Raw genomic sequence first — 18,934 nt, 5'->3', positions numbered from 1 at the left:
AAAGCAATGCACGCTGTGACGGTGTTCTTGATGCGCAAGGTGCAACCACCGACGACGCCGAGCTCCGATGGGCATTGAGCAGGTCCCTGTGGGAGCGAGCCTGCTCGCGAATGCGGTGTGTCAGCAACGATGATGGTGACTGACACGTCGCCTTCGCGAGCAGGCTCGCTCCCACAAGGGAATAGCGTGAGTGTTTCAGGCCTGCGGCAGTTTGCGGAAGCCCACCGCCAGGCGATTCCAGCCGTTGATGGTGTTGATCGCCACGGTCAGGTCAACCAGTTCCTTCGGCGAAAACTGTGCAGCGACGACTTCATAGTCTTCGTCCGGCGCGTGGGTCAGGCTCAGTTGTGTCAGCGACTCGGTCCACAGCAGCGCTGCACGTTCACGCTCGCTGAAGAACGGCGCTTCCCGCCATGCCGTTACGGCGAACAGGCGGCGTGGGGTTTCGCCGTCCTTGATCGCGTCGGCGGTGTGCATGTCGATGCAGAATGCGCAGCCGTTGATTTGCGAAGAGCGCAGCTTGACCAGTTCGAGCAGGCTCTTTTCCAGCGATAGTTTCGAGACGGCATTTTCCAGCGCCATCATCGCTTTCATGGCATCAGGGGAAGCGGTGTAGAAATCGGCACGAGATTGCATGGTGGGCTCCGGGGTAGCGATTGAATGTGTGGCTACGTTAGTCCCCGGGGGTGCTTCGGCAAATAGCCAATGTTGCAGAAGAACGGTAGGCCACTTGGCGCGGCGACTGACCGCTCGTCACTCGACGGGCACCAAGGTTTCAGTGCGCAAGACCAATATCAGGTAATCCCCTTTATCAGGAGACGTACCATGATGACGCGCAAATTCACTTCGTTATTGTTGGCCGGCCTGCTCGCCACGGCGTCCGCCGCCAGCTTCGCGGCCAATGACAGCACCGATGCGACGGGCACCAAGTCCGGCGGCGCCAGCAGCTCGACCATGCCGCCAGACAACACCCCGGGCTCGCCATCGGGCGGCACTGGTTCTGGCGGAACCAATAACGGCACCGGCACCGGTACTGGCTCGGGGATGGGCACCGGCACGGGCACCAATGGCGGCGCCAGTGGCTCGGGTTCCGGCGCGGGTGGCGGCACCGGCTCGGCCGGCGGCGGCACGGGTGGTGCGGGCGGTGGCACGGGCGGCTGAACGAACAAGAGCCATCCCAGATAGTCCTGCTTACATCAGGACCCAATGTGGGAGCGAGCCTGCTCGCGAAAGCGGTCTGTCAGCCAAGCTTGATGCAAGCTGACACACCGATTCGCGAGCAGGCTCGCTCCCACTTCTGATTTCTGTTGATTGAAAGAATCAGCGATCCGAACGCATCAGTTCGGCAAAACCCTCTTCAGCTGTAAACACCGCCGCGCGATTGCGTCCGGCATTTTTCGCCTGATACAACGCCGCATCCGCGCGCTGGATAAACACCTGCGGGCTGTCGTTGCCGTGCGGAATAAACGCATAACAGCCCAGGCTCACGGTGAGATAACCGGTCGGCGAGCCGCTGTGGATGATGTGCTTGTCGATCACGCTGCGGCGTATCTGCCCGGCTATCGCCAGCGCGCCGTTGATGTCGGTGTCCGGTAGCAGCACGGCAAATTCTTCGCCGCCGTAACGCACCGCCAGATCCGACTTGCGCTGGCAGCAGGCCTTCACCACCTGTGCCACCTGCGCCAGGCATTGATCGCCGGCGACATGGCCGTAGGCATCGTTGTAGCGCTTGAAGAAATCGATATCGAGCATGATCAGGCTCACCGGGCTGACCTGCCGCGCGCCCCGGGCAAACTCAATGTCCAGCGAACGCTCGAACAAGCGCCGATTGGCCAACCCGGTAAGGCTGTCGTGGGTGGCAATCTGTTCCAGCGCCAGTTGCGCCTTGCGCAGGTTTTTCTCGATACGCTCGCCGTCGCGCACCTGATGAATGAACACCCAGCCGAACAGGCCAATCCCGAGGATCACCAGCGCGACAATCACGCTGGACTGAAAGGCGCGGTCATACCAGCCCTGCAAAATCGTGTCTTGCGACGTCGCAGCAGAGACCACCAGCGGATACGAGGCGAGCTGGCGATAGCCATACAAGCGGGTCACGCCGTCGACCACGGAATTGAGCATCGCGGTGCCAGCGTTAGCGTTCGGCAACAGGGTTTGATAGATCTCGCCGTGAGCCACCGAGGTGTTGATCAGCGACTCATCAAAGGGCCGTCGCGCCAGCAAGGTGCCGTCGGTCAGCGCCAGAAACATGATGCCGCTGTCATCGAGGCTGAAGCTTTTGAAGAACTGATCGAAGTAGGACATGCGGATACCGGCCATCAGCACGCCCTGAAAGTTGCCAAGTTGATCGTTGACACGTCTGGAAATCGGAATAATCCACTCGCCGTTTTCGCGGCTGCGAATCGCCGGGCCGATGTGCGCAACGGTCGAAGCATTCTGCTGATGGAACCTGAAATATTCGCGATCGGCCACGCCATTGCCACGAGGCAGATCGGCGAACGAAGTAATGACCCACTGCCCTTCGCGATCGAAGAGAAAGATGCCATGCAACTGATCCAGTTGCTGCGCGCGGCGGGCAAAGATCCGCTGTAACCGAGGGCGCTGCGCCGCCCCGTAACCATCGTCCTGAATCCAGTCGACGAGGCTGGTCATCACCAGATCTGCCGCCCGCACGGTGTCCTCGGCCTGCTGCGCCATGGCTCGGGTCAGGTTGCCCGAGGCCATTTTCGCCACCGCCAGATCCTGACGCCGCGACTGCTCCAATTGCAGGTACAGCAGACCGCACAGGCACAGGCTCACCGCAACGATAAACAGCACCGCCGCTTTGCGAAGCGGCAACCGTTTGAGCGTGCCGGGGGCCTGATGCGGATCGTGAATGGGGATTGGCAAAAGCATGTCCTGGGCAGGTACGACAGGGGCGCGAGCCCGAAACCCTTGTATGTGTGAGCGTAGCCCACCGGGATGTACCGGGCAAACGCCCGCCTCCCGCCCAGTTATCGGCGCGTCGCGAGTTTGGATGATCGCTTTTCGTCGATTTATTTACGACTGCTTCTTTACGGTTAATCAGTTGTGCAGGGCCAGCCGCCGCATCGCGCTGGTCAGGTGCGCGCGAGCACTTTGCGCATCGCCTTCACGCATTTGTGCATAGGCGCGCTGCGCAATCGCATGAGGCACCGGTTTCAATTCACGTTGGGTTGCCATCGCCAGCAGCTGCACCTGCGCGGCGCGCTCCAGGTAATACAGATCGTCCCAGGCTTCGGCGATGGTCGGCGCAGCGACAATCACCCCGTGGTTTTTCAGAAAGAGAATGTCGGCGTCGCCCATGACGCTGGCGATGCGGTCGCCTTCGGATGCGTCCAGTGCGAGGCCGTTGTAATCCTCGTCCACCGCTGTGCGCCCGTAAAACTTCAGCGCAGTCTGCCCCAGCCACAGCAGCGGCGGGCCTTGCAACAGGCACAACGCGGTGGCGTGCGGCATGTGCGTGTGGAACGCGACTTTTACCCGTGGCAGCTGTTTGTGCAGGCGCGCGTGGATGTAGAACGCGGTCGCCTCGGGCTCGCCTTCGCCAGCGACCACGTTGCCGGCGAAGTCACAGACCAGCAGATTCTGCGCGGTCACTTCCGAAAAAGCGTAGCCGTATGGATTGACCAGAAGCAGATCATCATGCCCCGGTAGCATCGCCGAAAAATGATTGCAGATGCCCTCCTCCAGACCCTGCAGCGCGGCCAGTTGAAAGCACGCAGCGAGTTCGTTGCGAGCGGTGATGATCGCCTCGGTTTCCAGGTTCAACGTTGCGCTTGGTCTGGCTTTGCCAGTGCCGCTCAAGATATGCGCCATGGCAATTCTCCTTAGGTCCAGCCGAGGGATTTGAACAGCGGCAGCAGTTGATCGAGGCTGGAGAGGATCGCGTCGGGCCGGTAGTCGGGCAACAACTGACGACCCGTGCCGCGATCGATCCACACGCATCGAAAACCCATGTCCCGCGCCGCCGTGTGATCGAGCATGGGGCTGGCGCAGATGTGCACCACTTCATCCCGGGTCACGCCCAATTGCTCATGAGCGTAGTCGAACAGGCGCGGCGCCGGTTTGTAGGCACCGGCCTGTTGCGCGGTGATCACCCGGTCGATATGGCCGCCGAGCTGCGCGACGTTGCCGGCAATGATGTCGTCGTCGGTGTTGGAGACGATGCACAGCTTGAAGCCCATGGCTTTGAGCTGCGCGAGGGTGTCGACCACTTCGGCAAATGGCGGCATGTTCGGGATGGCTGACGCCAGGCGTTGACTGTCCTCGGGCTGGCTCGGCAAGCCCAACTCTGCCAGCGCCAGTTGCAGGCCGAGGGTGCTGAGTTCGCGAAAGGAACGGTGCGGCGGCGTTTGTTCGAGACGGTGCTCGTGACGGTCGTAGACTTCGATCAACTTATCGGCGTCGATGGCGTGCTGGCCCTTGTCGCTGAGTATTTTCTCGACCACGGCTTTCAGGCCTTCATCCCACTGGATCAGCGTGCCGTAGCAATCGAAGGTCAGCCAGTGCGGGCGTGGCGTGTTGTTCAAGGTCATCGGTCGATTCCTCCAGAGTGAGGACTTCAGCTTATGAGCGCGCGGTGATAGTGTGAAATTAAATAAATGCTCGATCGTCATTCGCAAAACCACTATCAGGAATGCTGCCATGCTGGATCTCGAATTGCTGAAAACCTTTGTCTGCGTGGTCGACGAAGGCAGCTTCACCCGCGCCGCCGAACGTGTGCACCGCACGCAATCGACGGTCAGCCAGCAGGTGCGCAAACTCGAAGATCTGGTCGGCCACCCGCTACTCCTGCGCGACCGCAGCGGAGTGAACGTCGCGGTCACCGAACACGGCGAACTGCTGATCCACTATGCGCGCCGGTTACTGGCGCTGTCCGCCGAAGCCACGCAAGCGCTGGCCAGCGACGTCGATCTGGAAGTGCTGCGCATCGGCATGCCGGAAGACTTCGACGCCCGGCGCATGGCGCTGATCCTCGCCGGTTTTACCCGCAACCATCCGCAAGCGCGCCTGGAAACCATCAGCGGCATGAGCCTCGACCTGCGCCAACGCCTCGACGCCGGCGACATCGACATTGCCCTGATCAAACGCGAACCCGACAGCGGCCCGGCATGGGCCACCTGGCCGGAACGACTGGTGTGGGTCAAAGGCACCGAATTGGACACCTCCAGCGGTGTGCTGCCGCTGGCGCTGTTTCCGCAGGGCTGCCTGTATCGACAACGGGCGATTCGCCTGCTCGATGTAGCGCAGCGACCGTGGCGAGTGGCGTTCGGCAGCCACAGCCTGACCGGGATTCAAGCGGCGGTGGCGTCTGGGTTAGGGGTTTCGGTGTTGCCGGTTTCGGCGCTATTGCCAGAGCATGAGGTGTGTACGGATCTGCCGGAGTTGGCGCCGACGGAACTGGCGCTGGTTAGTCGTGAGGGAGTGTTGAGCGGGTTGCAGCGGGGGCTGGTGGAGTTTTTGCGTGGGGAATTGGGGGTGGATGCGGGGGGATTTGCCTGAATCCCCCGCGGGGGGTTATTCGGGTTTGTTGATTTCCCGGAGCAGGTCGGCGGTGGGGATGTTCATGGTGTTTGAGTAGTAGGGTTTGTAGCCGAAGGCGGTGATGACGACCTTGCAGGGGATTTGGGTTTTGTTGGCGAGGAGGTTGTTCAGCTCCGCTACGGACAAATGTCTTTCCGAACTTTGATCGCTGGAAGTTTCACTCATGAAGGCTCGGGTGAAGTAAGAGAATTTGCCACTCTCGCTTTTTGTTTTGTCGGATCTGATCAAGCCGTATGAGGAAAACCGAATGCCTTTGCCTACTGAGAAATCCTGATCGTCAGCCAAAGCGCATTTGAGCATGCCTGAGATAATTCCTTCCCGCTCGCCTAGTCCAAAAAGATCCAGAATATCAACATCAGACTGATATTTGATTACGTATAAAACAGACTGCTCTCTTTCAACTGACATGAATTTCAGGTGAGCGGCAGGCATAACATGATCTTTGGCGCATCCCGAGCAAATAGCCAGAAACGCGCAAAGCAACGTCTTGTTCATGCTGGAAACTCCTTCATGATCGAGTCGAAGAGAAGATCACTCGCCGTTTTTCCCCCGGCGATACGTGCGGTAAACAAACCCAAGGCATTAGCGTGATTGGTGTCAACATTGATGTTCAATGAAGGTCCGCATGAAATTGTCCATTTCTCGCCAAAATCCGCGACTCCGTCTGATGAGTTTCTTCTGGATGGCGTTGCCTTGACGTTTATCCAATCATGAGCGACTGGATCGGGAGCGCCAAAGTAAATGTCTGAGCCAGCCCAGACCAAAGCCCCCTCACCCACCGGATCAAGGGTAATTAACATTTGAACTCTGTAATTCCAATCCGACATTAACTTCGTCAGGTGCGCGCCATTCCACCCACCGAGGCTATGCCCAATGATGTATACGGGACAGCTCTTGTAGGGGATCAGACTCAGGACGTACCGCTGGATATCCTGCTTTCCTTTGACTTGGTTGTAACCCAACCAATCCGACTTGTATTTCCCTTCCCTCGCAAGCGTTAAAGCTCGCTCATCAAATTCCTTGCGCGCCTCTTGGATGTTTCCATAAGGCCCAGAAAAGTAATAACTTTCCTTATCCCCAGCCCCACCAATAAAAAGCACGATCGCCTTGGTACTTTCCACCGGCACAGGCTTGGCGCTGACATCCTTCTTGTCGGTCAGCGTATGCTCCTTTTGCAGCTTGTAAGTGTTGCCCTTCGCGCACGTTACCGTCTCAGCAGTCATTGCCTCACTCCTCCAGAAACAGTTTGATGGTTTCAGGCAGGTGCGAACTGACTTCATGGGTAAATCCGTCGGCATCAGACACGCCATGCTCCATGCGCCCGTCGGCGCGCTGGATCATGTAGGGATGGTTGGGCATCGGTTCACCGGTCACATCGTTGACCAGTTTCAGCTTGTCGGTGAAGTGCACCGGCATCGGCAGCAGACCACTGAAAGGCGCCGCGACTACGGTGTCGCCAATGATCACCGTGCCTGAACCGCCGATGACGACATTGCCGTGGCCACCGGTGCTGTCCAGCATCGCCGCGTTCAAGCCATTGATGAACACGGTGCCAGATACAGCGCCGCTGATCGCACTGCCGCAAGCGGACTTGTCGGTCATGCGCGCAGCCGCCAGTCCATCAAAATTGACATTCGGCGAGCCGCTGACGATCGGGTTGGTGCCGTGTCCCGGCAACGGGCAGGCGGTGGGGTCGGTGACGCGGGCAGCGGGTTTTCCGCTCATGAACAGCTCCTTGCAATGTGTCGTGCAGATCCTTTGAGGCGCGCAGCATGCGCGAATTTGCCCTCCCCTTCAAATCCTCAGGCCAAAAAAACAGGCGCTCACGGGAGCGCCTGTTTTTCCTGGCTCATTACGGATGGCTTACCGTACCGGCGGCACCCGAATATCCCCCGCCCGACACTGCGTCTTCACCCCTTTGCCACACACGCCGAACTGCAAATCCCTGTCCATGCACACCCGCACTTCCGACAGCTGCGGGCCGCTGCAAACCACCGCAATTCCGTCTTCAGGAATACCCGGATTGGCCTTGCGAAACAGATCGACAATTTCCTGCGCTTCGAAGTAGTACGACGTCGAGCCGAACGGCTGTAACGCCTGCGGAATCTTCACCGCGCCGAGGGCCTGATCGGAATTGTCCAGATAGCCCTCCGCGCCAAGACCGCTGCAGGTACCGTGCTTGGACCATTCGTGATCGAGGAGTTTTTTCGTCGGGTACATCGTCAGGCCCTTGCTGGTTTCTGCCGCCGATAGCCTGGTCAGCGGTGGGCAGGATTCTGGCCAGCCGCCCTTGGCGTATTGCGGCCACAAACCGTGCAGGACAAAACCATAACCCTTGCCGGTGCACTGCGCGTCGTCCTTGTGCGTCAGACAAAAGGTCGGCGACCAGGACAGCGCCAGCAGGTAATAGTCGAACACCCCCGCCACCGATTCGGCCTGCGCTTTGTTCGACGCCGGCTGACGCGCCGAACTCATGCCAATGCTACCGGCCGTCAGCGCGATCAGCGCCAGAATTGTAAACAGCTTTTTCATTAACCCGTTCCTTGGGACGCCTGCGTCCGTGGTTTTCGTTGTTGGCCAGGCTTGGCCAGTGCTGATTTCGACACGCTTGTATTGCAAGCGCATGACGCAAGGCAAGGCCCTGCGCCGTGCAAAGGTCTACGCTGAACAGGCAGACATCCAACAAGGGAACCGACATGAGTAAAGCAGACGAACTCGCCGCCAGACTCAAGCAGACACGGCATACCCAGGCTGATGCGGCGCTGGAAATCGATTGCTGGCCTGCTCAGGTATACGACTTGTACCACCGCATCGAAGCCTGGCTACAGCCAGTCACCGAAGTAGGACTGAAGATTCGGCGAAATCCTACGCACGTTTGCGAAACTTCGCCGGATGGTGAAAGCCATGACTACGCCATCGACCAGTTGGTGATCGAAGCGAACAATCACAGTCTGATTTTCGATCCGATTGCGCGGTTTACCGAGGACGGTTGCGGACGTGTCGAGATCAAGGTGCCGGGGCGTGATCAGTCGTTGCTGCGCACGGTTGACGAGCATGGCGAAAGCCATTGGTGGTTGCAGACTATCGAGACCGGCCAGGAGCTGGATGCGATCGCGCTGACGGAAAACAATCTGCTGCAGGTGGTGCAGCAAGGGTTAAGCCTGTAAGCCGCCCGGGTTAACTGACAAAACTGTAATGTTTGCCTCAGCCAACTGAAAGCCGGGGCTGGCTAGTCTCTCTGTCATGAGCCAGACGGGGATTTCCAGCGCATGCCTTCCATTCTCACAAGACGCACTTTTGTCAAAGGCCTGGCCGCCGGTAGCTTGCTCGGTGGCCTCGGGCTCTGGCGTACACCGGTCTGGGCACTGAACGGCGCCGCGCCCGTCAACGAACTGAGCGGTAACGAATTCGAGTTGTTCATCGGCGAAACTCCGGTCAATTTCACGGGTTCTGCACGCACGGCGATGACCATCAATGGCAGCCTGCCCGGTCCGCTGTTGCGCTGGCGCGAAGGCGATACCGTGACGCTGCGGGTGCGAAACCGGCTCACGGCCGACACCTCGATTCACTGGCACGGCATTCTGCTGCCGGCGAACATGGACGGCGTGCCGGGTCTGAGTTTCCACGGCATCGAACCGGGCGGCGTGTACGTTTACCAGTTCAAGGTTCGGCAACACGGCACCTACTGGTATCACAGCCATTCCGGCTTACAGGAGCAGGCCGGCGTCTATGGGCCGCTGGTCATTGAGGCCAAAGAGCCGGAACCGTTCCAGTACGATCGCGACTACGTGGTGATGCTCAGCGACTGGACCGACGAAGACCCGGCCAGACTGATGAAGACCCTGAAAAAACAGTCCGACTACTACAACTTCCACAAACGCACCGTCGGCGACTTTATCAACGATGTCGGTGAGAAAGGCTGGGGCGCCACGGTTGCCGATCGCACGATGTGGGCGCAAATGAACATGAACCCCACCGACATCGCCGACGTCAGTGGCGCCACGTATACCTTTTTGCTCAACGGCCAGGCCCCCGATGACAACTTCACCTGGCTGTTCCGTCCCGGCGAAAAACTGCGCCTGCGCCTGATCAACGGCTCGGCCATGACCTATTTCGATGTGCGCATTCCGGGACTGAAGATGACGGTGGTGGCTGCCGATGGCCTGCACGTCAAACCGGTCAGCGTCGATGAACTGCGCATTGCCGTGGCCGAGACCTATGACGTGATCGTTGAACCTGAAAGCGAGGCGTACACCCTGTTCGCTCAGGCGATGGATCGCAGCGGTTACGCCCGTGGCACTCTCGCCACACGCGCCGGCATGTCGGCAGCAGTGCCGGCGCTGGATCCGCGTCCATTGGTGAGCATGGACGACATGGGCATGGGCGGCATGGATCACGGCAGCATGGACATGAGCGCCATGGATCACTCCGCCATGGGCCCGATGCAAGACCATCCCGACAGTGAAAACAATAATCCGCTGGTGGACATGCAGGCCATGATCACCGCGCCAAAGCTCGACGACCCAGGCCTCGGCCTGCGCAACAACGGCCGCCGAGTGCTGACCTACGCCGACCTGCGCAGCACCTTCGAGGACCCGGACGGCCGCGATCCGAGCCGCACGATAGAGCTGCACCTGACCGGCCACATGGAGAAATTCGCCTGGTCGTTCAACGGCATCAAGTTCTCCGATGCTGAGCCTCTACGGCTGAAATACGGCGAGCGCATCCGCCTGGTGCTGGTCAACGACACCATGATGACCCACCCGATCCACCTGCACGGGATGTGGAGCGATCTGGAGGACGAAAACGGCAACTTTCAGGTGCGCAAACACACCATCGACATGCCGCCCGGCAGCCGCCGCAGCTATCGCGTCACCGCCGACGCCCTCGGCCGCTGGGCCTATCACTGTCATCTGCTTTATCACATGGAAACGGGCATGTTCCGCGAAGTGCGGGTGGAAGAATGAAGAGGCCGATCATGACTCGACTCAGCGTGTTTTCGCTGCTGCTCGCCGGCACCTCAGCCATGGCCGCCGACGCCATGCACGGCATGGACCATAGCCAGATGCCCGGGATGGATCATTCGGCAATGCAAAGCATGGACGACGGCATGATGCAGCCCGCCGCGCCCAGCAAAAGCCGCACGCCGATTCCGCCCGTGACCGACGCCGACCGCGCTGCGGTGTTCACCAGCCCCGGCGGTCATCAAGTGCATGACAGCGTTATAAACAGCTACTTTCTAGCCGACAAACTCGAATGGCAGAACGCCGATGACGGCAGCGCTTTGGCCTGGGATCTGTCCGGCTGGATCGGCGGGGATACCGATCGGCTGTGGCTGCGCTCTGAAGGCGAGCGCAACAACGGCAAGACTGAAGACGCGGAAATTCAAGCGCTATGGGGCCACGCGATTTCACCATGGTGGGACGTGGTCAGCGGCGTGCGTCAGGACTTCAAACCCGGCGCACCGCAAACCTGGGCCGCGTTCGGCGTGCAAGGCATGGCGCTGTACAACTTCGAGGCCGAAGCCACGGCCTTCCTTGGCAAGGGCGGCCAGAGTGCGGTACGGCTGGAGGGCGACTACGACATCCTGCTGACCAATCGACTGATCCTGCAGCCGACCGCTGAACTGAATATCTACGGCAAAAACGATCCGCAGCGAGGCATCGGCTCAGGGTTGTCCAATACCGAGGCGGGCCTGCGGTTGCGTTATGAAATCCGCCGCGAATTCGCGCCTTATATCGGCGTGACGTGGAATCGCACTTACGGCAACACCGCTGACTATGCCGGCGAAGAAGACGAGGATCGCAGTGAGGCGCGCCTGGTCCTCGGGGTCAGGCTGTGGTTCTGAATTCTTCTAAAAAAACAAATTGGAGACCTTGCATGCGCACATTGACCCTGCCCCTGATATTCGCCAGCGGATTGCTCCTGAGCACCCTCGCCCAGGCCCACCCAAAACTGCTTTCGTCAACGCCGGCCGAAGGCGCGGAAGGTGCCGCGCCGAACAGGATCGAGCTGCACTTTTCCGAGAACCTGGTCACGCAATTCTCCGGCGCCAAACTGGTAATGACCGAAATGGGTGGCATGGCTCACTCGCCGATGCCGATGAAAGCCAAAGTCAGCGCCAGCAGCGATCCGAAAACCATGCTGATCACCCCGCTCGCCCCGCTGCCTGCCGGCACCTATCAGGTGCAGTGGCGCGCGGTGTCCGCCGACACGCACCCGATCACCGGTAACGTCACGTTCAAAGTGAAGTGAACAATGGCGGACCTGCTCAACATCATCCTGCGGTTCGCCTTGTATGTGGATTTGCTGCTGTTGTTCGGGCTGGCGTTGTTTGGCTTGTACAGCTTCAACGCGCTGCTGCGGTTCCGTCCGTTGTTGCGGGGCATGGCAGTGACAGGGGCATTGCTGTCAGTGGCCGGGCTGGTGCTGATGACCCGCGCCATGAGTGGCGAAACACAGCTCGCGGCTTTGTGGCCGCACCTGCAGATGATGCTGCTGGAAACGGACGTCGGCCTGGCGTGGGCACTGCGGATGACAGCGCTGGCCATCGTGGTGATCCGACCGGGTCTGTGGCCAGCGTCGTTGGCAGGCGCCATTGCCCTCGCTTCGCTGGCGTGGAGCGGGCATGGCGCAATGGACGAAGGATGGCTGCGGTTCTGGCACTTTCTCAGCGACATCTTGCACTTGCTTGCGGCGGGAGCCTGGTTGGGTGCCTTGCTGGCGCTGGTGTTGATGGCGAGCGGACGGATCGGTGACACACGCCTTCGCTTGCTCGCCGATGCAGTGAAACGCTTCGAATGGGTGGGCGCGGTGATCGTGCTGACGGTGTCGGTCACCGGCGTGATGAATTATCTTTTCATCGTCGGCCCAAGGCTCGACGGAGTGCTGTTCGGCACCTACGGGCTGCTGCTGGCGATCAAGGTGCTGGCGTTTGCCGTGATGCTGGTGCTCGCTGCGTTGAACCGCTTTCATCTTGGACCGTCACTGCAACGATCACTGCGCGACGGCCAGCACCTCATCGCCGCGAACGCGCTGCGGCGCAGCGTCGTGATGGAGCTGGCCCTTGCCCTGCTGATCGTGGCGCTGGTGGCGTGGCTGGGCACCTTGAGTCCGGACCCAGGATGACACCCGAGGAAGGCTTTCACTACACTGGGCCACCTTCCCTTTCAGAAGCCCGATCTCAATGACAACACTAAAAAGCACGATGATCCTCGGCGGCCTGCTGACCCTGGCGACTGGCGCTCACGCCGACCCCGCCACGTCCCACCTTGACAGCATTCAACAACAAGGCCAGTTGCGCGTCTGCACCACCGGCGACTACAAGCCCTACACCTTCAAGCGCAACGACGGCGACTTCGAAGGCATCGACATCAGCATGGCCCGCTCCCTGGCCGACAGCCTCGGCGTCAAGGTGCAATGGGTGCAGACCACCTGGAAAACCCTGATGCCCGACATGCAGGCCGGCAAATGCGACATCGGCATGGGCGGCATCTCGGTCACACTGGAACGGCAGAAAAAAGCCTACTTCAGCAACACCCTCGACACTGACGGCAAAATCCCGCTGGTGCGCTGCGCCGACCAGTCCAAATACCAGACCATCGACCAGATCAACCAGCCCAACGTGCGCCTGGTGGAACCTGCCGGCGGCACCAACGAAGCCTTCGTCCACGCCTTCCTGCCCAAGGCACAGCTGGCCCTGCACGACAACGTGACGATCTTCCAGCAACTGCTCGACAACAAAGCCGACGTGATGATCACCGACGCCTCGGAAGCGCTGTATCAGCAGAAACTCAAACCGGGGTTGTGCGCAGTGAATCCGCATAAGTACATGCAGTACGGGGAGAAGGCTTACTTGCTGCCGCGTGATGACATGAGTTGGAAAGTGTATGTCGATCAGTGGCTGCATTTGAGCAAGGTCACTGGCAAGTATCAGCAGACGTTGGGTGAGTGGATTGCGGTGCCGGGGCAGTAACCGTTATTCGTCGTGCAGCGGTGAAAGCGAATGTTCAGCTAACTATTTAGCCTCGCGGTGACGGATAACCGCTCCGTCACCGCGAGGTTCGCTTCAAGCCTTCACTTCAACTTTGTCCAACGCCTGATTCACTGCGATCTCTCCCAGCATCACTACTTGGGCGATGCCCAATAACGTCTTGCGCTGCGAGTTTTCCAGTAACGCGGCGAAGTCGTTGAGCATGATGCTGGCCGAACCCAGTGATTCGCTGGCGTTGGCCAACAGGGACTCACTGTCGTAAGCCGGGTTGGCGAGGAACATGCGTTCGGGCTGGTTGGTGGAGGCTTTGATGTGACTGGCGGGAGGCAGGTAATAATCCAGCGCACGCTCGGCGGCGTCGTGGAGTTTTTTTGAGTCTGGGGATTTGTAGGGGGATGCGGGATTGGTTTCGGGGGGATTTGGTGTGGGTTTGAACATGGATGAATCCTCTAGCGCGATTACCAAAAGGAGCCATCACCCTCGCTACCAAACGAAGGGTGGCGGCCATACGCGGGTTGGTAGACCGGTCGCACTAGAACCCGGCGCCCACGAATGGACCCCACGCATGACCACCATGATATTCGAGCGCTGAGAAGCGACCTGAATCAGGTGACGCAATGCATCTAGACACGAGGCGGGCTACCAAACCCGATCACTGCTTTCAGTGACCCAGGGACGATAGAACCCGCAGGCTAGACGCACAAGCCGGCGGATTCTGTCTTAGGTGTAGGGGGAGGCGCAAGACAACGTAGGCTTCGGATGACTTTCACTAGTCAGATTTAAACAAGCGCCAGCGTAACCGTTTAAAAATCCCGAGCCAAAGTTCAAATCGAGTCTGATACAGTTCCACTTGGCAAAATCGTAGACAGGAAGTCAGACATGGCAAAGCCAGCAGCTCGTATTACCGATCCCACCAATTGCCCTATCCCTGGACACGGTCCGAAAGCTATCGCGTCCGGATCTCCCGATGTTTTCTTCGACGGTCTTGCAGCCGCGACCAAAGGCGATACTTGCACCTGCGGCAGCGCTTTGGCGTCAGCAGTGTCCTCGACTGTATTTATCAACGGTAAGAATGCTCCCTTGGTAGGTACGGTAGGCACCCATGGAGACATCGTCATCGGCGGCTCGGGCACCGTGATTATTGGTGACTCGCATAGTCCGGCACCATTTATTGCCCCGCTTCCCCTATTGCTGCAGAAAACTTATGGGCACACCTTCAGCATCGTTGACAGCGAAACAGGCCAGCCCTTGGCAGGAAGGAATTTCAGCGCAATCGTTAATGGTCAAAAGATTACCGGTGTTACCGATAGTACAGGAGCAGCGACCGTTAAGACCCCAACAAAAGATGCTGCTATTTCAGTTACCATCGACTTCACCTCACCAGCTCGGACGCTCAGCGAACTCACGGATTGAACACTATGGCCGAACAATTTACTACTGAAGCAAAAGCAGCGGAAATCAAACCAGGCGCGCCGATTGTCCCCACGACTATCACGGTCAATGATAGAGCTGCAACAAGGGAAGCGATTATCAGGCTTCTCCACAAAAACAAATGCGAATTTGTGGAAAGATCCTCTTGGGGAGCACATAAAGCAAAAGGCGAAATGGTCGATGATTGGGACTACTCAATGATCGCCCTTCACCATGCCGGCCGGAGTATGGGTTGCGGTGCTGGGGCAGGACAAATGCGGGCAATCCAAAGTGAGCATCAAGCCAAGTTTGATGACATCGGTTATCACTATGGTATCGACTGCACGGGGAAAGTCTTTGAAGGACGTGACATACGATTCAAAGGCTCAAGCGTACATAACTACAACACTGGTGTAATTGGGATCGTTTTGCTGGAGAACCTGACGACTGCCGAAGAAGGTGGAGACATGGTGGCTTTTGCCCGTCAGGCTCTTGAAACCTTCAATGGCAATATGGATCAGAAAATTCCTGCCATTCAGATTGACACTCTTCTGAAGTTGATTCAGGCCCTGACCAGTGTTTTCAGGGTGACAACGTTAGGAGGACATCGTGAATTCCCAATGCAGGCCGGCGAAGGGAAGATTTGTCCAGGCAATATTGGCATGGAACTGGTAAAAAACCTTCGAATCAAAACCAAACTCTTGCGACCGCCTTCGTCATGAAATCGCTTCTTATCATCTCCACAATTATCTGTGTCGTTGTCCTATACGTCGGCTTCTATGAAAAGATGGAGGACGCTTATCCAGAAAAAGTGTTCTTCATCAAGAAAAGTCCGACATTTCAAATGAAATTTGAAAATATTTTCGCGTACGAATCAGATGACAAAACTGTAGGTGAGTTAAGCGGTACGGAACGACAGTTGGTAATTCAGTACTGCAAATATCGGCTCGGGGTGACTACTGACCTGCATAACCAAGAGGAGCTCGAACTATGCAAGAAGAGATAGTTTCCACCTTCATCTCAGCATATACATCATAGGCAGAACGATCTTCTGAACGAATACTCCATGCCCCTGCCCAGCTTTTTACTGCCCCCCCCCGCCGGGGTTAACATTAAAATGATCTTGGAATTGATACTGACAATACAACCTAGCGATGGAAAAAGGTATCAAGCCACATGGATGCAAATAAAGTCGGACGCCGGTATGTACGGTGGATCCTTCTGCCGCTCATCGTCCTTTTTTTCTGGTACTTCTGCTCCCCAGTTGTAGCGGTGAATTTTTCACTGAACAGTGAGGAAGAATTTCACTACGTTTGGAATACTCAGGACAGGATTCATAGAGGCGATATCAAGCACGGTGGCTCAGCCGTTGAGTTCGGCTACCTATTCCCTGATGACGACTTTTTCATGATGTTTGATTGGTGGACTGATAAAGGTTTTCAGAGGTGCGTGGACATCAGCCCCAAATGGGGCCGAACTATTGACATCTATTTGGATGCAACAGGCAGGGTCGATATTGCTAAAACCGGCCCGGACGTTATTGCTCGATTGAAACAATGCACTGGCGAAACTGACCCTTTCCGACCATGAGTTAGTCGTGAGCCCTCATGAAATTAGGTCGACCACATCGATCGTCATAGATGGGGCGGCAGCGCCCCACTCTACGCCGAGAATGCCATTCACTCTTTCCAGCGCAACCAAGACTGAACGTAAGTGCAGCCATTGATGCACTCGAACCTGCGTTATCGCCCACTTGATCGCCCGCTCATCCAGCTCTGATTCGCGCTCGTGTAGTTCGTTTCCGGGGCGCAAATCTCGCTCTCTTGGTAGACTTGCAACCCATTCCGGCAGATGCGGTGCTGCGCGGTGAAGCGCAGTGCTTCCATCAGCCATTTTTCATGTCCTACAGCTGCCACAAACGAAAGTGGTACGTATTGGCTTCGAATGGGTACATCGTACCAACAGATGCTGAAAACCCTTGAAAACGCCCGAAATCACGTCGAAAACACGTTGAGTAAAATGGTCCAGAATCAGAGCTTTAGCCCAGTAAAACCAACGCCTGAGCCGTCTCGGCGCTTCAGTGTGGCACCCATGATGGATTGGACGGACCGCCATTGCCGGTACTTCCTGCGCCTCCTGTCCAAGCACGCCCTGCTCTACACCGAAATGGTCACCACCGGCGCGCTCCTAAACGGTGATCACGAACGTTTCCTGCGTCACAACGAAGCCGAGCACCCGCTCGCGTTGCAGCTCGGCGGTAGTGTTCCGCTCGATCTCGCCGCCTGCGCGCGCATGGCCCAGGAACATGGCTACGACGAGGTGAACCTGAACGTCGGCTGCCCGAGTGATCGTGTGCAAAACAACATGATCGGCGCGTGCCTGATGGGGCATCCGCAGTTGGTGGCCGATTGTGTGAAGGCGATGCGTGATGCGGTGTCGATTCCGGTGACGGTGAAGCACCGGATCGGCATCAACGGGCGCGACAGTTATGCCGAGCTGTGCGATTTCGTCGGGACTGTGCGGGATGCAGGGTGCACGAGTTTCACCGTGCATGCGCGGATTGCGATTCTGGAGGGGTTGTCGCCGAAGGAGAATCGCGACATTCCGCCGTTGCGCTATGACGTCGCGGCGCAGTTGAAGGCGGATTTTCCGGAGCTGGAGATTGTGCTGAACGGCGGGATCAAGACGATGGAGGCCTGCCATGAGCATTTGCAGACCTTCGATGGCGTGATGCTCGGGCGTGAGGCTTATCACAATCCGTATTTGCTGGCGGAGGTCGATCAGCAACTGTTCGGCAGTACTGCACCGGTGATCAGCCGCGCTGAGGCGTTGGCGCAATTACGGCCTTATATCGCCGAACATCTGCTGGCCGGTGGTGCGATGCATCACATCACGCGCCATGTGCTGGGCCTGGGCACAGGGTTCCCCGGGGCGCGCAAGTTTCGTCAGTTGTTGTCGGTGGATATTCACAAGGCCAAGGATCCGTTGGCGTTGCTGGATCAGGCGGCTGAGTTGCTTGAAGGGCGTTGATGCCCTCCCCTCACTCCAGCCAGGCGGTTTGATTCGCCTGGCTTGACGCCTCAAGCGGCAGCAGCCGCCGTCCAGTTCACCCAGCCAAACACCCAAGTCGCCAGAATCAACAAACCAAAACCGATCCGGTACCACGCGAACGCGGCATAGCTGTGGTTGGCGATAAATTTCAGCAGGCCACGCACGGCGATCATGGCGAAGATGAAGGCGGTGACGAAGCCGAGGGCGAATACTGGCAGGTCGTTGGGCTGGAACAGGTCGCGGTATTTGTAGCCGGAGTACACGGCGGCGCCAACCATGGTCGGCATGGCGAGGAAGAACGAGAACTCGGTGGCGGCTTTGCGCGAAAGGCCGAAGAGCAGACCGCCGATGATCGTCGAGCCGGAACGCGAGGTGCCGGGAATCATCGCCAGGCATTGTACGAAACCGACCTTCAACGCGTGGGACCAGCGCATGTCGTCGACATGTTCGACGCTGACTACATGGCTGCGCTGTTCGGCCCACAGCATGACGATGCCACCGACTACTAGCGCCACCGCAACGGTGATCGGGTTGAACAGGTATTCATGAATCGCGTCGGCGAATAACACGCCGAGGATAACGGCCGGGAAAAACGCGATCAGCAGATTAAGGGTGAAACGTTGCGCGTTGCGCTCGGTGGGCAGGCCTTTGACGATTTCGAAGATCTTCGGACGAAACTCCCAGACCACAGCAAGAATGGCCCCCAGTTGAATAATGATGTTGAACGCCATCGCGCGTTCACCGCCGAATTCAAGCAGGTCGGCGACAATAATCTGGTGGCCGGTACTCGAGATGGGCAGGAACTCAGTCAGGCCTTCTACCGCGCCTAATATCAATACCTGGAAAAGGGTCCAGAAATCCATTAATCCTCCGTCAGAGCACTCAGGGTGAGCGACCAGTCAATAACACTCAGGG

At 58.1% G+C, this 18,934-nt stretch carries 23 protein-coding genes; 12 read left to right on the top strand and 11 right to left on the bottom strand.

The window, feature by feature from the left end; all coding sequences use genetic code 11:
- Positions 1-195: 195 nt before the first annotated feature.
- Positions 196-636 carry a carboxymuconolactone decarboxylase family protein gene (locus PspCFBP13508_RS12620; RefSeq protein WP_024013585.1) on the bottom strand — a complete coding sequence of 147 codons (441 nt, stop codon included), beginning with the start codon at positions 634-636 and terminating at the stop codon, positions 196-198.
- A gap of 189 nt (positions 637-825) precedes the next feature.
- Here PspCFBP13508_RS12620 and PspCFBP13508_RS12615 point away from each other — a divergent pair, with 189 nt between their 5' ends.
- The gene (locus tag PspCFBP13508_RS12615; RefSeq protein ID WP_130909824.1) at positions 826-1,161 is read left to right on the top strand and encodes a hypothetical protein; all 336 of its coding nucleotides are present in this window, start codon (positions 826-828) and stop codon (positions 1,159-1,161) included.
- A 159-nt stretch (positions 1,162-1,320) separates the two neighbouring features.
- Here PspCFBP13508_RS12615 and PspCFBP13508_RS12610 read toward each other — a convergent pair whose 3' ends face one another.
- From PspCFBP13508_RS12610 to PspCFBP13508_RS12600, 3 genes are all read right to left on the bottom strand, one after another.
- On the bottom strand, positions 1,321-2,889 hold the full coding sequence (locus PspCFBP13508_RS12610) for a sensor domain-containing diguanylate cyclase (protein WP_137214702.1): 1,569 nt from the start codon (positions 2,887-2,889) through the stop codon (positions 1,321-1,323).
- Positions 2,890-3,063: 174 nt separating this feature from the next.
- Entirely contained in the window at positions 3,064-3,837 is a 774-nt protein-coding gene (locus tag PspCFBP13508_RS12605; RefSeq protein ID WP_137214701.1) for an aldolase, read from the bottom strand.
- Between the two features lie 11 nt (positions 3,838-3,848).
- Positions 3,849-4,556 (bottom strand): haloacid dehalogenase type II, encoded by a 708-nt coding sequence (locus PspCFBP13508_RS12600; RefSeq protein ID WP_137214700.1) that lies wholly within the window; start codon positions 4,554-4,556, stop codon positions 3,849-3,851.
- Between the two features lie 109 nt (positions 4,557-4,665).
- Here PspCFBP13508_RS12600 and PspCFBP13508_RS12595 point away from each other — a divergent pair, with 109 nt between their 5' ends.
- The gene (locus tag PspCFBP13508_RS12595) at positions 4,666-5,523 is read left to right on the top strand and encodes a LysR substrate-binding domain-containing protein (RefSeq protein WP_137214699.1); all 858 of its coding nucleotides are present in this window, start codon (positions 4,666-4,668) and stop codon (positions 5,521-5,523) included.
- A 15-nt stretch (positions 5,524-5,538) separates the two neighbouring features.
- Here PspCFBP13508_RS12595 and PspCFBP13508_RS12590 read toward each other — a convergent pair whose 3' ends face one another.
- From PspCFBP13508_RS12590 to PspCFBP13508_RS12575, 4 genes are all read right to left on the bottom strand, one after another.
- Positions 5,539-6,060, bottom strand: a complete 522-nt coding sequence (locus tag PspCFBP13508_RS12590; protein WP_137214698.1) for a hypothetical protein — start codon at positions 6,058-6,060, stop codon at positions 5,539-5,541.
- Positions 6,057-6,788 carry an alpha/beta hydrolase gene (locus tag PspCFBP13508_RS12585; RefSeq protein WP_137214697.1) on the bottom strand — a complete coding sequence of 244 codons (732 nt, stop codon included), beginning with the start codon at positions 6,786-6,788 and terminating at the stop codon, positions 6,057-6,059. The genes PspCFBP13508_RS12590 and PspCFBP13508_RS12585 overlap by 4 nt, the downstream gene beginning before the upstream one ends.
- Positions 6,789-6,792: 4 nt before the next feature.
- Positions 6,793-7,320 (bottom strand): PAAR domain-containing protein, encoded by a 528-nt coding sequence (locus tag PspCFBP13508_RS12580; protein ID WP_275550477.1) that lies wholly within the window; start codon positions 7,318-7,320, stop codon positions 6,793-6,795.
- Between the two features lie 108 nt (positions 7,321-7,428).
- The gene (locus tag PspCFBP13508_RS12575; RefSeq protein WP_137214695.1) at positions 7,429-8,097 is read right to left on the bottom strand and encodes a ribonuclease T2; all 669 of its coding nucleotides are present in this window, start codon (positions 8,095-8,097) and stop codon (positions 7,429-7,431) included.
- 164 nt (positions 8,098-8,261) lie between these two features.
- Between PspCFBP13508_RS12575 and PspCFBP13508_RS12570 the strand changes: the two genes are divergently transcribed.
- From PspCFBP13508_RS12570 to PspCFBP13508_RS12545, 6 genes are all read left to right on the top strand, one after another.
- Complete coding sequence (locus tag PspCFBP13508_RS12570) at positions 8,262-8,732, top strand: hypothetical protein (RefSeq protein WP_137214694.1); 471 nt, start codon at positions 8,262-8,264, stop codon at positions 8,730-8,732.
- A 102-nt stretch (positions 8,733-8,834) separates the two neighbouring features.
- Positions 8,835-10,532 carry a copper resistance system multicopper oxidase gene (locus tag PspCFBP13508_RS12565; RefSeq protein ID WP_137214693.1) on the top strand — a complete coding sequence of 566 codons (1,698 nt, stop codon included), beginning with the start codon at positions 8,835-8,837 and terminating at the stop codon, positions 10,530-10,532.
- 11 nt (positions 10,533-10,543) lie between these two features.
- Positions 10,544-11,413: a copper resistance protein B gene (locus PspCFBP13508_RS12560; RefSeq protein ID WP_137214692.1), complete on the top strand. Its 870-nt coding sequence runs from the start codon at positions 10,544-10,546 to the stop codon at positions 11,411-11,413.
- Between the two features lie 32 nt (positions 11,414-11,445).
- Positions 11,446-11,820 (top strand): copper homeostasis periplasmic binding protein CopC, encoded by a 375-nt coding sequence (copC, locus tag PspCFBP13508_RS12555; RefSeq protein WP_137214691.1) that lies wholly within the window; start codon positions 11,446-11,448, stop codon positions 11,818-11,820.
- A gap of 3 nt (positions 11,821-11,823) precedes the next feature.
- Complete coding sequence (gene copD, locus PspCFBP13508_RS12550; RefSeq protein ID WP_137214690.1) at positions 11,824-12,693, top strand: copper homeostasis membrane protein CopD; 870 nt, start codon at positions 11,824-11,826, stop codon at positions 12,691-12,693.
- Between the two features lie 58 nt (positions 12,694-12,751).
- Positions 12,752-13,540 carry a transporter substrate-binding domain-containing protein gene (locus tag PspCFBP13508_RS12545; RefSeq protein WP_137214689.1) on the top strand — a complete coding sequence of 263 codons (789 nt, stop codon included), beginning with the start codon at positions 12,752-12,754 and terminating at the stop codon, positions 13,538-13,540.
- Between the two features lie 93 nt (positions 13,541-13,633).
- Here PspCFBP13508_RS12545 and PspCFBP13508_RS12540 read toward each other — a convergent pair whose 3' ends face one another.
- A complete protein-coding gene (locus PspCFBP13508_RS12540) occupies positions 13,634-13,996 on the bottom strand; it encodes a DUF6124 family protein (RefSeq protein ID WP_137214688.1) in 363 nt (120 codons plus the stop codon).
- Positions 13,997-14,437: 441 nt separating this feature from the next.
- On the opposite strand from PspCFBP13508_RS12540, the gene PspCFBP13508_RS12535 reads away from it, so the two are divergent.
- From PspCFBP13508_RS12535 to PspCFBP13508_RS12520, 3 genes are all read left to right on the top strand, one after another.
- On the top strand, positions 14,438-14,971 hold the full coding sequence (locus tag PspCFBP13508_RS12535) for a PAAR domain-containing protein (protein ID WP_137214687.1): 534 nt from the start codon (positions 14,438-14,440) through the stop codon (positions 14,969-14,971).
- A 5-nt stretch (positions 14,972-14,976) separates the two neighbouring features.
- Positions 14,977-15,690, top strand: a complete 714-nt coding sequence (locus tag PspCFBP13508_RS12530; RefSeq protein WP_137214686.1) for a peptidoglycan recognition family protein — start codon at positions 14,977-14,979, stop codon at positions 15,688-15,690.
- 454 nt (positions 15,691-16,144) lie between these two features.
- Positions 16,145-16,558: a hypothetical protein gene (locus PspCFBP13508_RS12520; protein WP_130909763.1), complete on the top strand. Its 414-nt coding sequence runs from the start codon at positions 16,145-16,147 to the stop codon at positions 16,556-16,558.
- Positions 16,559-16,573: 15 nt separating this feature from the next.
- Here the strand turns inward: PspCFBP13508_RS12520 and PspCFBP13508_RS12515 are convergent, their stop codons facing one another.
- A complete protein-coding gene (locus tag PspCFBP13508_RS12515; protein WP_130909764.1) occupies positions 16,574-16,861 on the bottom strand; it encodes a hypothetical protein in 288 nt (95 codons plus the stop codon).
- Positions 16,862-16,987: 126 nt separating this feature from the next.
- On the opposite strand from PspCFBP13508_RS12515, the gene dusA reads away from it, so the two are divergent.
- Positions 16,988-17,998 carry a tRNA dihydrouridine(20/20a) synthase DusA gene (gene dusA, locus PspCFBP13508_RS12510; protein ID WP_137214988.1) on the top strand — a complete coding sequence of 337 codons (1,011 nt, stop codon included), beginning with the start codon at positions 16,988-16,990 and terminating at the stop codon, positions 17,996-17,998.
- 50 nt (positions 17,999-18,048) lie between these two features.
- Here dusA and PspCFBP13508_RS12505 read toward each other — a convergent pair whose 3' ends face one another.
- Positions 18,049-18,882, bottom strand: a complete 834-nt coding sequence (locus PspCFBP13508_RS12505; RefSeq protein ID WP_137214685.1) for an undecaprenyl-diphosphate phosphatase — start codon at positions 18,880-18,882, stop codon at positions 18,049-18,051.
- Positions 18,883-18,934: the final 52 nt, after the last annotated feature.

This window comes from Pseudomonas sp. CFBP13508 (assembly GCF_005233515.1).
In the GTDB taxonomy this organism is placed as follows: Bacteria; Pseudomonadota; Gammaproteobacteria; order Pseudomonadales; family Pseudomonadaceae; genus Aquipseudomonas; species Aquipseudomonas mercuritolerans.
This window is presented reverse-complemented; position numbering and strand designations above follow the sequence as displayed.

Coding starts and splice junctions, on each gene's coding strand:
- PspCFBP13508_RS12615 (WP_130909824.1), top strand. CDS start 826: ATGATGACGCGCAAATTCACTTCGTTATTGTTGGCCGGCCTGCTCGCC.
- PspCFBP13508_RS12600 (WP_137214700.1), bottom strand. CDS start 4,556: ATGACCTTGAACAACACGCCACGCCCGCACTGGCTGACCTTCGATTGC.
- PspCFBP13508_RS12605 (WP_137214701.1), bottom strand. CDS start 3,837: ATGGCGCATATCTTGAGCGGCACTGGCAAAGCCAGACCAAGCGCAACG.
- PspCFBP13508_RS12560 (WP_137214692.1), top strand. CDS start 10,544: ATGACTCGACTCAGCGTGTTTTCGCTGCTGCTCGCCGGCACCTCAGCC.
- PspCFBP13508_RS12595 (WP_137214699.1), top strand. CDS start 4,666: ATGCTGGATCTCGAATTGCTGAAAACCTTTGTCTGCGTGGTCGACGAA.
- PspCFBP13508_RS12570 (WP_137214694.1), top strand. CDS start 8,262: ATGAGTAAAGCAGACGAACTCGCCGCCAGACTCAAGCAGACACGGCAT.
- copC (WP_137214691.1), top strand. CDS start 11,446: ATGCGCACATTGACCCTGCCCCTGATATTCGCCAGCGGATTGCTCCTG.
- PspCFBP13508_RS12505 (WP_137214685.1), bottom strand. CDS start 18,882: ATGGATTTCTGGACCCTTTTCCAGGTATTGATATTAGGCGCGGTAGAA.
- PspCFBP13508_RS12540 (WP_137214688.1), bottom strand. CDS start 13,996: ATGTTCAAACCCACACCAAATCCCCCCGAAACCAATCCCGCATCCCCC.
- PspCFBP13508_RS12620 (WP_024013585.1), bottom strand. CDS start 636: ATGCAATCTCGTGCCGATTTCTACACCGCTTCCCCTGATGCCATGAAA.
- copD (WP_137214690.1), top strand. CDS start 11,824: ATGGCGGACCTGCTCAACATCATCCTGCGGTTCGCCTTGTATGTGGAT.
- PspCFBP13508_RS12535 (WP_137214687.1), top strand. CDS start 14,438: ATGGCAAAGCCAGCAGCTCGTATTACCGATCCCACCAATTGCCCTATC.
- PspCFBP13508_RS12520 (WP_130909763.1), top strand. CDS start 16,145: ATGGATGCAAATAAAGTCGGACGCCGGTATGTACGGTGGATCCTTCTG.
- PspCFBP13508_RS12530 (WP_137214686.1), top strand. CDS start 14,977: ATGGCCGAACAATTTACTACTGAAGCAAAAGCAGCGGAAATCAAACCA.
- dusA (WP_137214988.1), top strand. CDS start 16,988: ATGGTCCAGAATCAGAGCTTTAGCCCAGTAAAACCAACGCCTGAGCCG.
- PspCFBP13508_RS12590 (WP_137214698.1), bottom strand. CDS start 6,060: ATGAACAAGACGTTGCTTTGCGCGTTTCTGGCTATTTGCTCGGGATGC.
- PspCFBP13508_RS12565 (WP_137214693.1), top strand. CDS start 8,835: ATGCCTTCCATTCTCACAAGACGCACTTTTGTCAAAGGCCTGGCCGCC.
- PspCFBP13508_RS12545 (WP_137214689.1), top strand. CDS start 12,752: ATGACAACACTAAAAAGCACGATGATCCTCGGCGGCCTGCTGACCCTG.
- PspCFBP13508_RS12515 (WP_130909764.1), bottom strand. CDS start 16,861: ATGGCTGATGGAAGCACTGCGCTTCACCGCGCAGCACCGCATCTGCCG.
- PspCFBP13508_RS12575 (WP_137214695.1), bottom strand. CDS start 8,097: ATGAAAAAGCTGTTTACAATTCTGGCGCTGATCGCGCTGACGGCCGGT.
- PspCFBP13508_RS12585 (WP_137214697.1), bottom strand. CDS start 6,788: ATGACTGCTGAGACGGTAACGTGCGCGAAGGGCAACACTTACAAGCTG.